General features: G+C 36.2%; 12 protein-coding genes. 9 read left to right on the top strand and 3 right to left on the bottom strand.

Translation table 11 applies throughout. From position 1 onward, the window contains the following. On the top strand, nucleotides 1-290 hold a 290-nt coding region (locus tag ACE3RB_RS19075; RefSeq protein WP_374465669.1), incomplete at its 5' end, for a septal ring lytic transglycosylase RlpA family protein. A 68-nt stretch (nucleotides 291-358) separates the two neighbouring features. On the opposite strand, the gene ACE3RB_RS19070 is transcribed toward ACE3RB_RS19075, so the two are convergent. The 3 genes from ACE3RB_RS19070 to ACE3RB_RS19060 all read right to left on the bottom strand — a co-directional run bounded on the left by ACE3RB_RS19070 (nucleotide 359) and on the right by ACE3RB_RS19060 (nucleotide 3,059). Continuing rightward, complete coding sequence (locus tag ACE3RB_RS19070; RefSeq protein ID WP_374465668.1) at nucleotides 359-1,123, bottom strand: exodeoxyribonuclease III; 765 nt, start codon at nucleotides 1,121-1,123, stop codon at nucleotides 359-361. Further along, nucleotides 1,123-1,413, bottom strand: coding sequence for a YciI family protein (locus tag ACE3RB_RS19065; RefSeq protein ID WP_374465667.1), 291 nt, complete (start codon nucleotides 1,411-1,413; stop codon nucleotides 1,123-1,125). The genes ACE3RB_RS19070 and ACE3RB_RS19065 overlap by 1 nt, the downstream gene beginning before the upstream one ends. 101 nt (nucleotides 1,414-1,514) lie before the next feature. After that, entirely contained in the window at nucleotides 1,515-3,059 is a 1,545-nt protein-coding gene (locus tag ACE3RB_RS19060) for a bifunctional response regulator/alkaline phosphatase family protein (protein ID WP_002977126.1), read from the bottom strand. 422 nt (nucleotides 3,060-3,481) lie between these two features. Here ACE3RB_RS19060 and ACE3RB_RS19055 point away from each other — a divergent pair, with 422 nt between their 5' ends. The 8 genes from ACE3RB_RS19055 (at nucleotide 3,482) to ACE3RB_RS19020 (ending at nucleotide 10,469) form a co-directional block, all read left to right on the top strand. Then, on the top strand, nucleotides 3,482-4,708 hold the full coding sequence (locus ACE3RB_RS19055; RefSeq protein ID WP_374465670.1) for an HD domain-containing protein: 1,227 nt from the start codon (nucleotides 3,482-3,484) through the stop codon (nucleotides 4,706-4,708). A gap of 71 nt (nucleotides 4,709-4,779) precedes the next feature. Further along, nucleotides 4,780-5,811, top strand: a complete 1,032-nt coding sequence (gene lpxD / locus ACE3RB_RS19050) for a UDP-3-O-(3-hydroxymyristoyl)glucosamine N-acyltransferase (RefSeq protein WP_374465666.1) — start codon at nucleotides 4,780-4,782, stop codon at nucleotides 5,809-5,811. Further along, a complete protein-coding gene (locus ACE3RB_RS19045) occupies nucleotides 5,804-7,201 on the top strand; it encodes a bifunctional UDP-3-O-[3-hydroxymyristoyl] N-acetylglucosamine deacetylase/3-hydroxyacyl-ACP dehydratase (RefSeq protein WP_002977133.1) in 1,398 nt (465 codons plus the stop codon). The genes lpxD and ACE3RB_RS19045 overlap by 8 nt, the downstream gene beginning before the upstream one ends. Continuing rightward, entirely contained in the window at nucleotides 7,202-7,996 is a 795-nt protein-coding gene (gene lpxA / locus ACE3RB_RS19040; protein WP_002977135.1) for an acyl-ACP--UDP-N-acetylglucosamine O-acyltransferase, read from the top strand. It abuts the gene before it with no gap. A gap of 22 nt (nucleotides 7,997-8,018) precedes the next feature. Further along, the gene (locus tag ACE3RB_RS19035; RefSeq protein WP_374465665.1) at nucleotides 8,019-8,354 is read left to right on the top strand and encodes a hypothetical protein; all 336 of its coding nucleotides are present in this window, start codon (nucleotides 8,019-8,021) and stop codon (nucleotides 8,352-8,354) included. Between the two features lie 15 nt (nucleotides 8,355-8,369). Next, a complete protein-coding gene (efp, locus tag ACE3RB_RS19030) occupies nucleotides 8,370-8,936 on the top strand; it encodes an elongation factor P (RefSeq protein WP_002977139.1) in 567 nt (188 codons plus the stop codon). 67 nt (nucleotides 8,937-9,003) lie between these two features. Further along, on the top strand, nucleotides 9,004-9,903 hold the full coding sequence (locus ACE3RB_RS19025; RefSeq protein WP_374465664.1) for a UDP-3-O-(3-hydroxymyristoyl)glucosamine N-acyltransferase: 900 nt from the start codon (nucleotides 9,004-9,006) through the stop codon (nucleotides 9,901-9,903). A 200-nt stretch (nucleotides 9,904-10,103) separates the two neighbouring features. Next, nucleotides 10,104-10,469, top strand: coding sequence for a hypothetical protein (locus ACE3RB_RS19020; RefSeq protein WP_374465663.1), 366 nt, complete (start codon nucleotides 10,104-10,106; stop codon nucleotides 10,467-10,469). The last annotated feature ends 139 nt before the right edge of the window (nucleotides 10,470-10,608 follow it).

Here is a 10,608-nt window from a genome sequence, read left to right as displayed (position 1 = left end):
CGAAAAAAACAAGTTATGCATCGTACTACCACGATAAATTTAACGGTAGAAAAACCGCTAGCGGAGAAATCTTTGATAACTCAAAGTTTACTGCAGCAAACAGAACGCTTCCATTTGGAACAAACGTTAAGGTAACAAACCTTAGAAATGGTAAAGAAGTAATAGTAAGAATTAATGACAGAGGACCTTACCATTCATCAAGATCTTTAGACATGTCTAAAGCAGCGTTCGATGAGATCGGAGATATCAATCGTGGTACCATTCCGGTCGAATATGAAATTGTCGATTAATTTTATGATTTAAATTAAAAAAAGCCAGCTGACTCAGCTGGCTTTTTGCATGGGCAATATCCGTTTGATTATAGATCCAGTTCCAATAAGGCAGGACAATGATCAGAATGTACAGCTTCCTTTAAAATAACAGCCCTGCTGAGCTTATCTTTTAAACTATAGGAAGCGAAGTTGTAATCCAGCCTCCATCCTTTATTCCTTTCCCTTGAGTTTTGTCTGTAGCTCCACCATGTGTAATTATCAGGTTCATTGTTGAAGAACCTGAAACTGTCAATGAGTTCACATTCATTAATGAAATTGGTCATCCATTCCCTTTCCATAGGAAGAAATCCTGAAACATTCTTTAAACCAACCGGATTGTGAATATCAATAGCTTCGTGGCAGATATTGAAATCACCTGATATAATCAGGTTGGGAATTTCTTTTTTTAAATTCTTGATGTATTCAAGGAAATCATAGCAGAACTGCATTTTAAAATCCAGTCTTTCAATATTGGATGCGGAAGGAACATATACAGAAATAGCGGAATAACCGTCAAAATCTGCACGGATGATTCTTCCTTCATTATCATAGCTTTCTATCCCACAGCCATACTCTACATGGTTGGGCTTTATTTTTGAAGCAATTCCGACTCCGCTGTAGCCTTTTCTTACTGCCGAGTGCCAATAACTATGGTATCCTAATTTTTCAAGGCTTTCGATGTCAATCTGGTCGTTTCCGGCTTTGCTTTCCTGAATACAGATGATATCCGGATCCGCAGTCTTCAGCCAGCCCAGGAAATCTTTTGTGAAAGCTGCCCTGATTCCATTGACATTGTAGGTAATTAATCTCATTAGTTTTCTATAAAAATTTTAAAGTTTTCATTATACTTCGACGGGATAAATTCTGTGATAGTGTAGTCAGCAACTTCATGAATATAAAAAGGATCTTCAGAGATGATCTGCTCTGCTTCTTTTTTAGACTCTGCGTTGGCGATAATAATCCCTCCCGTTCTGGGTTCTTTTCTTCCTGAGGCAATGAAACGCCCGGCTTCATACTGTTTGTCAAGGAAAATATTGTGCTGCGGAATAAACTGTTCTACCTTTTCAATAGAACTTTTATAAGTAAGCGAAATGATGAACATGATTTATTTTTTACGAAGATATGAACTATAAAAAAGAGGCGGAAAAAATCGCAAGATTTTTTCCGCCTTTAAACCCAAAATTAAATAAACTATGAAAAAAACTACTTGGGTTCTAAAATACTGATAGGAATAATACACTCTTCCAGTGAAATTCCCCCGTGCTGATAAGTTTCTTTATAGTAATTAACAAAATGATTGTAATTTTTCGGATAAGCCAGGAAAGTATTGTTTTTAGCAAAAATATACTTCGAGCTCAGGTTTCCTTTTGGAAGGAAAAGCTTTTCAGGGTTGGTAATTGCCCATACATCACTGTCGTCATATGTTAAGCTTTTACCGGTTTTATATCTGATATTGGTAGAGGTTTCTCTGTCTCCCACCACTTTACTTGGTTTTTTCACGTACACCGTTCCATGGTCAGTTGTAATGACCAGTTTGTACCCGTTTTCTGCAGCGGCTTTTATAATCTTCATTAATGAAGAGTTCTCAAACCAGTTGAACGTAAGGGAACGGAAAGTCTTATCATCACGGATCAGCTGATCTACAATATGATTGTCTGTCTTCGCGTGGGAAAGGATATCAATAAAGTTGTAAACAATTACCAGCAGGTCATTATTTTTATGCTGATTAAAATCATCATAGATTTTTCTTTCAAAATCCGCATTCAGTACTTTAAGGTATTTCATTGATTTTGATCCAAGACCGATTCTCTTCATCTGATCTTCAAGAAAATCACGCTCAAACTCATTTTTGTTGCCTTCTTCATTGTCATTGAACCATTTGTCCGGAAAACGTTTTTCAATTTCAGATGGCATTAATCCTGCAAAGAAAGAATTTCTTGCATACTGTGTTGCCGTAGGAAGGATACTGTAGTAATAATCTTCCGATATTTTATTATAATATTTCGTAAATAAAGGTTCAATAACCTTCCACTGATCATAGCGAAGATTGTCTACCATCAGAAGAAGAACTTTCTCTTTTTCAACTTCAGGTTTTACTTTCTCCTTGAAAAGCGTGTGGCTCATCATCGGCTTATCTGAATCTGTAAGCCAGTTTTCATAATTCTTCTCAATAAACTTCGCAAACTGAATATTGGCTTCTTCTTTCTGAGACTGCAGCAGGTCTGCAAATTCATTGTCGGCCACTTTATCAAACTTGATTTCCCAGCTCAGGATTTTTTTATAGTATTCAGCCCATTCCTGATACGTTCTCAAATAAGAAAGTTCCATAGAAAGGTTTCTGAATTCCTGCTGATACTGTAAAATTGTTTTCTGCTCAACAAGATTATCCTGCTGAAGGTTTTTCTTTAAAGAAAGCAATATCTGATTAGGATTTACAGGCTTTAGTATATAGTCGGCAATCTGAGAACCGATAGCCTCTTCCATAATGTGTTCTTCCTCGCTTTTGGTAACCATAACGATTTTTAAGGCATTATCTTTTTCCTTGATCATAGGAATAGCCTCCAGCCCGGAGATACCCGGCATATTTTCGTCAATTAATGTTAAAGCAAATTTCTCTGAATCCATGAGTTCCAAAGCCTCGTTCACATTGTTAACAGGCGTTACCTGGTAACCCTTCTTTTCTAAAAATACGATATGAGGTTTAAGTAAATCTATTTCATCATCAATCCATAATATCTTTTCTGACATAATTTATTTTTTACATGGTTATTGTATCAAAATGTTGACCAAATCCTTTTAAAATCTCACAAAATCGGAATATTAAAAGTTAAATATTAGTTAAATGAAAATAATGTAAAATAATTCACATTTTCACTTCACTTAAACAATGGTTTTGTATGCTCCAAAGCCTTTTTCCAACATTTTATCTTTTCATCAAAAATTATTGTGTATCCTCTCAAAGGTAATCCTTTAATACAACAGCAGCAAACAGTTTTAAAGAAAATCTGAATTCATGAACAAATAAAACCCAGAGAATTTTTAAATCTGGCTGAAGATGTTTTATGTAAAATAATAAGAATAAAGATTACCTTGCCTCGGTTTTTAATGGTAATTTAATAAAAGGCTCAATTTTAAAATGCCTAACTTTGTTTACTAATATTGAAGTTTCAATGCAGAATAAGCTAAAAATCATCAACGATCCTGTTCACGGATTTATCAAAATTCCACACGAAATTTTATTTGATATCATTGAGCATCCTTATTTTCAAAGGTTGAGGAGAATCGGGCAGACCGGCCTTTTGAACCTGATTTTTCCCGGGGCTACCCATACAAGATTTCACCATGCTCTGGGAGCAATGCATTTGATGTTTACAGCCCTGGAAACATTAAAACAGAAAGGCGTGAAGATTTCTGAAGAGGAGGAAAAAGGAGCGATGCTGGCTATTCTGATGCATGATATTGGTCATGGTCCGTTTTCCCATGCGCTGGAAAGTATGCTGATGGACGACTGGCACCATGAAACCCTTTCTTTACTGCTGATGAATAAGCTGAATGAAGAGTTTAAAGGGCAGCTTTCCATGGCTATTGAAATGTTTCAGGGAAAATATCACAGAAAGTTTTTCAATCAGCTGATCTCTTCCCAGCTGGATGTTGACCGTCTGGATTACCTTAAAAGAGACAGTTTTTTTACCGGAGTATCTGAAGGGAATATTAATACCCAAAGAATAATCTCTATGATGAATGTCTGTGAAGAAGGCGAACTGGTTATTGATGCTAAAGGAATTTATTCCATTGAAAATTTCCTGACTGCCAGAATGTTTATGTACTGGCAGGTGTATTATCATAAAACGTCGGCTTTGGCAGAGTTTCTTTTGGTTAAAATTCTTGAAAGAGCAAAATATCTGGTTTCTCAGGGTGTTGAACTGCCCGCAACCGATAATCTCAAATATTTTTTATACCGGGAAAAAAGTGCTGCAACAGATGAAGATATGGAAAGGTTTACAAGGCTTGATGACAATGATATTATTCAGGCAATGAAGGAATGGCAGAATTCAGATGATTTTGTGCTGTCATACTGGTGTAAATGTGTAATTCAGAGAAATTTGCCTAAAACCATTATTTCGTCACATCCGTTTGATAAGAAAATAATTGATGAAAAAATAAAAAAGAGCAATGAATTTTTCGGAATCAATAATGGTAATGAATTGGTTCATGAAATTAAAAGAAAACTGCTCCCTTATCATGCCGAGAAACAGCCGATCTATCTGCTGCAAAAAAATGGTAAAAGAACAAGGCTGCATGAGTCAGAGGACCAGCTTTTATCAGGGTTGATGGTGAATAAGACAACCCGCTATATTCTTATGTTTCCAAGAGATATCTCCGGAATGGATTCTTAAAGAATATTAAAATTTACGATCTGAAACTAAAACGTGTTTGCAAATTATAGAATTTCTTATCTTTGCAGAATATGGAATTCACAGCTTCGCAAATTGCAAGTTTTATTGACGGAAAAATAATAGGTGACGAGAATGCGCTTATTACAGGAGTTTCACCAATTGAAAATGGGGAATCAGGACATCTTTCTTTTATAGCACAAGATCGGTTTTCTCATTTTTTGGACAGCTCAAAATGTTCTGTTATCATCGTTTCGGAAAAACTTCTGGAGAAAAATCATTATAATCCTACCCTAATCGTTGTAAAAGATGCCTATCTTTCTTTTCAGATTCTGATGAATTTATATCAGGAAATGCAGGGGAGAAAAGAAGGTATTGAAAATGGTTCTTCCATTCACGATACAGCTGTCATAGGAGATAAGGCCTATATCGGGGCATTTACTTATGTTTCCGAGAAAGCTAAAATAGGGGAAGGTTCACAGATCTATCCGCATGTATATATAGGAAAAGGAGTAAAAATCGGTAAAAACTGTAAGATAGACAGTGGAGCCAGGATTTATGACTATTGTATTATCGGGGATAACTGTGTAATTCATTCGAACACGGTAATTGGCGGTGACGGATTTGGTTTCCAGCCAACAGCCGAAGGCTTCAAAAAAATACCGCAGCTTGGAAATGTTATTATTGAAGACGATGTTGAAATCGGTTCAAACTGTAGCATTGACAGGGCTACAATAGGTTCTACCATTATCGGTAAAGGAACCAAGATTGATAACCTTATTCAGATTGCCCACAATGTGAAAATTGGTCAGAACAACGTAATTGCAGCCCAGGCAGGAATTGCAGGTTCTACTACAATTGGTGACTGGAACCAGATTGGCGGCCAGGTAGGCGTTGTAGGACATATTAAAATAGGAAATCAGGTAAAAATTCAGGCTCAGAGCGGTGTAAATTCCAGCGTTAATGACAGGGAAACATTGTATGGTTCGCCGGCAATCAGTTATAATGACTATTTGAGAAGCTATGTTCATTTCAGAAACCTGCCTGGAATAGTAAGTAGAATAAATAATCTTGAGAATAACTCAAAAGATAATACTAATGAGTGATATGCAAAAAACACTTCAGCAAGAGGTAACTCTTTCTGGAATTGGTCTTCACACGGGTAAAGAAGTAAAACTTACCATTAAACCTGCCAAAGAAAATACAGGTTTTGTTTTTGTAAGAACAGACTTGGAGGGACATCCTCAGGTAGAAGCAGATGTAAATTATGTTGTAGCAACAGAAAGAGGAACTACATTAGAAAAATTAGGGGTAAAAATTACCACTTGCGAACACCTTTTAGCAGCCCTTGTTGGTTGTGATATTGATAACGCAATTTTAGAAATGGATGCCTCTGAACCTCCTATTTTGGATGGATCTTCAAAATACTTTGTGGAAGCTATCGAAAGTGTTGGAGTTGCAGAACAGAGCGTAGCAAGAGAATATCTTGTTGTAAAAGAAGTTCTTACTTACAGTGATCCGGCTACAGGTTCGGAAATCACGATCATTCCTTCAGATACTTACGAAGTAACTACAATGGTAGATTTTGGGACTAAAGTATTAGGGACTCAAAATGCTACTCTTAAAAATATTTCAGAATTTAAAGACGAAATCTCATCAGCAAGAACATTCAGCTTCCTGCACGAGTTGGAAATGCTTTTAGATCACGGTTTGATCAAAGGTGGAGATATTTCCAATGCCATCGTATATGTAGATAAAGATCTTACTCCTGAAACTACAGAAAAACTAAAGAAAGCCTTTGGAAAAGATAATGTATCCATCAGACCAAACGGTATTCTTGATAATCTTAATTTAAACTATCCTAACGAAGCTGCTAGACACAAATTACTGGACGTAATTGGTGACCTTGCTTTGGCAGGTGTAAAAATAAAAGGTAAAGTTATCGCGAACAAACCCGGGCACTATGTGAATACCCAGTTTGCGAAAAAACTAAACCGCCAGTGGAAATTGCAGAAAAAGAAAAACGTTCCGGATTTTGACCTTACCAAGGAGCCGGTATTCGATATCAACGGCATTATGAAGCTTATGCCTCACAGACCTCCGTTCTTATTGATTGATAAAGTTCTTGAACTTTCAGACTCACATGTAGTAGGTCTGAAAAATGTGACAATGAATGAGCCATTCTTTGTAGGACATTTCCCGAAAGAACCTGTAATGCCTGGAGTTCTTCAGGTAGAAGCATTAGCACAGACAGGAGGAATTCTTGTACTGGCCAGCGTTCCGGATCCTGAAAACTATTCTACCTATTTCATCAAAATTGATAAGGTGAAATTCAAAAGAAAAGTAATTCCGGGAGATACGCTGATATTCAAAATTGAATTAATAGAGCCTATCAGAAGAGGTATTGTTCATATGCAGGGGTATGGATATGTAGGAGACACTGTAGCAGTAGAAGCAGAGCTTATGGCTCAAGTTGCAAAAAATAAAGTTGATTAAATGATTCATCAATTAGCAGCCGTAGATAAACGTGCGAAAATCAGCAAAAATGTAATCGTAGAACCTTTCACTACCATTGCAGGGGACGTAGAAATTGGAGAAGGAACATGGATTGGTCCGAATGTTACCATCATGGATGGGGCAAGAATAGGGAAAAACTGTAGGATATTTCCCGGGACAGTAATCTCTGCAATTCCTCAGGATCTGAAATTTGATGGTGAAGATACCCAGGTGATTATCGGTGATGATACAACAATCAGAGAGTGCGTTACCGTAAACAGAGGGACAAAGGCTCTGGGATATACTAAGATAGGTGCTAACTGCCTTATTATGGCAACTTCGCATATAGCCCATGATTGCGTTATCGGAGATCACGTTATCATCGTAAACGGTTGTGGTATTGCAGGACACGTGGAGATCGGAGATTATACCGTAATGGGAGGTTTATCGGCCGTTCACCAGTTTGGTAAAATCGGAAAACATGTAATGATTTCCGGAGGTACTTTGGTAAGAAAAGATATTCCGCCATATGTGAAAGTAGCAAGAGAACCTATGTCTTATGCAGGTATCAATTCTGTTGGTTTAAGAAGAAGAGGATTTACCAATGAGAAAATCTTCGAAATTCAGAAAATCTACAGAGCAATATTCCAGATGAAGATGAACGTTTCCCAGGCTATTTCACATATTGAAAAAGAAATGCTTCCAACGGCTGAAAGAGATGAGATCTTACAGTTTATCCAGAATTCACCAAGAGGTATTGTAAAAGGGTACGGTACCGGAAAGGACAGGGAATAATTTAACCAGATACTATCAGATAATGAGAAGCTTAATTTTACTTACTGCACTTTCTGCGACATCTTTTTTGTTTGGACAGCAGACAGAAAAACCTGAAACAGTAAAAAAAGAAAAGCCTTTTACCATAGAAAGAAAGCTTTCTGAAGAGTCCAATGATAGTATTGCAAAGAATAATTTAAATGGTATTCTGAAACAGAGAAATACAGGAAGTTCAATTTTCGGAACAGCTGATCAGTATAAATCTGATATTCAGATGAATGTAAACAGATTGAATAACAATGTGAATACGTTCAATAATAATACATTTAACAGAATGATGCCTCAGGGGCAGGGAATACAGTTTAATAAAAGAAAATAAATATTTACATAATTAATGGCAACAAGTAACGATATCAGAAAAGGGCTGTGCATAGAGTATAGCAATGATATTTATAAAGTAATCGAGTTTCTTCACGTAAAACCGGGAAAAGGACCTGCTTTCGTAAGAACAAAATTAAAGTCAGTAACTAACGGTAAAGTAATTGATAATACTTTCTCAGCTGGACACAAGATTGATGAAGTAAAAGTAATCACCAGAAAATTCCAGTATCTGTATGATGATGAGAACGGATTCCACTTTATGAACAATGATGATTTCTCTCAGCTATACATCAACAAAGAAATGATTGAGAATTCTCAGTTTATGAAAGCTGGTGAAGAAGTAACAATTATTTTGAAAGAAGCTGATGAAACTCCGCTTTCTGCTGAACTTCCACAGTCTGTATACCTTGATGTTATTGAAGCTGATCCGGGAGTAAAAGGAAACACTGCAACAAACGCTCTTAAGAACGCCATCGTTGAAACCGGAGCAAGAGTAATGGTTCCTTTGTTCATTGAACCGGGAGACAGAATTAAAGTAAGCACTGAAGACGGCAGCTACTTAGAAAGAGTAAAAGAATAAATAAAATTTACATAAATTCGGTTTGCATCAGCACTCCGAATTTTGTTTTATAAGAAAATCTATTGTTATGAGATTCCATTCTCCGCAAAAGCTTAAAACCATCGCAGATTTAATAGGCTCAGCATTTGTAGGGCCTGAAGATTTTGAAGTATTGGGAACCAATGAAATTCACATGGTAAAGCCAGGTGATATCGTTTTTGTGAATCACCCTAAATATTATGACAAAGCATTAAACTCTGCAGCCACTATTATTTTAATTGATAAAGAAGTAGAATGCCCGGAAGGCAAAGCGCTTCTTGTTTCTGATGATCCTTTCAGAGACTTTAATAAAATCAATACTCATTTCACCAGAATATATAATTTCACAGAAGAACTTCACGATGTTGAAATAGGGGAAGGCACAAAAATTCATCCTTCTGCAGTGATCGGAAACAATGTGAAAATCGGAAAGAATACCCTTATTTTCCCGAATGTTGTCATCGGAGACCGTACAGAAATCGGAGATAATGTGATCATCCAGTCCGGAACTGTTATCGGTGGAGATGCTTTCTATTACAGAAAACTGAATGGTAACTTTGACCGTTTAATTTCTGTAGGAAACGTTGTGATCGGAAACAATGTGGAAATCGGAAACAACTGTACGATAGACAGAGGGGTTACAGATTCTACGGTTATCGGAGATGGATCTGTTTTGGACAACCTTATTCAGATCGGTCATGACACTGTAATCGGGAAAAAATGTCTTATTGCTTCTCAGGTAGGAATTGCAGGTTGCTGCATCATTGAAGACGAAGTGACCATGTGGGGGCAGGTTGGAATTGCATCCGGCCTTACTATTGAGAAAGGTACGGTTCTGTTAGCCAAGTCAGGAGTTAACAAAGACCTTAAAAAAGGAACCTACATCGGGCTGTTTGCAGAAGATTTTAAAACTTATCTGAAAAAAGAGGTAAAACTGAGAAAACTGTGATGAAGAATTTACTAGCTCTATTTCTTTTTATATATTCAATAAGTTTCGCTCAGAAATCACTGATTGAATCAAAGGTTACATTTAGCGACAACAGAACAGTAGATGCTAAAATACCTTTTATAACAAATCTTTTTGATAGTAATCAGATTGATGAAATAACCCTCTCAGATAAAAAAGTTAAAATTCTGTAAGACGGGAAAATGGTTAAATATCCGGCTCCTGAAATTCAGAAAATAGAATTTACAGATCTTAAAAATAAGCCAAGAACTTTTATTTATTTTCCTTCAGAATCTACAAAAACACTTGTAGAATTGGTATATGATGGGAAGAAAATAAAATGGGTAAAAGCATATAGACGCCACGGCTATGACGGGTCTACTCTTGTATCAGATGTTTTGTTCAAAGGAGATATAAGACAGCCTTTGAGTATTTTGGTCAATAACAGGAAGAAATTAAAACAATTAATGGTTGAAAAACCCGAACTTGAGCCACTTATTGAAAATATTAATTATAACAGATTAAAGGAACAGGATTTAATCGATCTGTTGAAAAAATATGATGAATAAAATCAGATTTAAAAATTTTTTTAACGACAAATAATCATTATTTTTGTCTGATGTATAAACTGAAAATAAATAAATTAAAACAACAATAAAATGTCAATTTTAGTAAACAAAGATTCTAAAGTAATTGTACAAGGATTTA

Origin of the sequence: Chryseobacterium sp. (genome assembly GCF_041914225.1) — a bacterium.
In the GTDB taxonomy this organism is placed as follows: domain Bacteria; phylum Bacteroidota; class Bacteroidia; order Flavobacteriales; family Weeksellaceae; genus Chryseobacterium.
The sequence above is the reverse complement of the archived record's forward strand: the minus strand, read 5'-3'. Positions and strand labels throughout refer to the sequence as shown.

Coding starts and splice junctions, on each gene's coding strand:
- ACE3RB_RS19070 (WP_374465668.1), bottom strand. CDS start 1,123: ATGAGATTAATTACCTACAATGTCAATGGAATCAGGGCAGCTTTCACA.
- ACE3RB_RS19065 (WP_374465667.1), bottom strand. CDS start 1,413: ATGTTCATCATTTCGCTTACTTATAAAAGTTCTATTGAAAAGGTAGAA.
- ACE3RB_RS19060 (WP_002977126.1), bottom strand. CDS start 3,059: ATGTCAGAAAAGATATTATGGATTGATGATGAAATAGATTTACTTAAA.
- ACE3RB_RS19055 (WP_374465670.1), top strand. CDS start 3,482: ATGCAGAATAAGCTAAAAATCATCAACGATCCTGTTCACGGATTTATC.
- lpxD (WP_374465666.1), top strand. CDS start 4,780: ATGGAATTCACAGCTTCGCAAATTGCAAGTTTTATTGACGGAAAAATA.
- ACE3RB_RS19045 (WP_002977133.1), top strand. CDS start 5,804: ATGAGTGATATGCAAAAAACACTTCAGCAAGAGGTAACTCTTTCTGGA.
- lpxA (WP_002977135.1), top strand. CDS start 7,202: ATGATTCATCAATTAGCAGCCGTAGATAAACGTGCGAAAATCAGCAAA.
- ACE3RB_RS19035 (WP_374465665.1), top strand. CDS start 8,019: ATGAGAAGCTTAATTTTACTTACTGCACTTTCTGCGACATCTTTTTTG.
- efp (WP_002977139.1), top strand. CDS start 8,370: ATGGCAACAAGTAACGATATCAGAAAAGGGCTGTGCATAGAGTATAGC.
- ACE3RB_RS19025 (WP_374465664.1), top strand. CDS start 9,004: ATGAGATTCCATTCTCCGCAAAAGCTTAAAACCATCGCAGATTTAATA.
- ACE3RB_RS19020 (WP_374465663.1), top strand. CDS start 10,104: ATGGTTAAATATCCGGCTCCTGAAATTCAGAAAATAGAATTTACAGAT.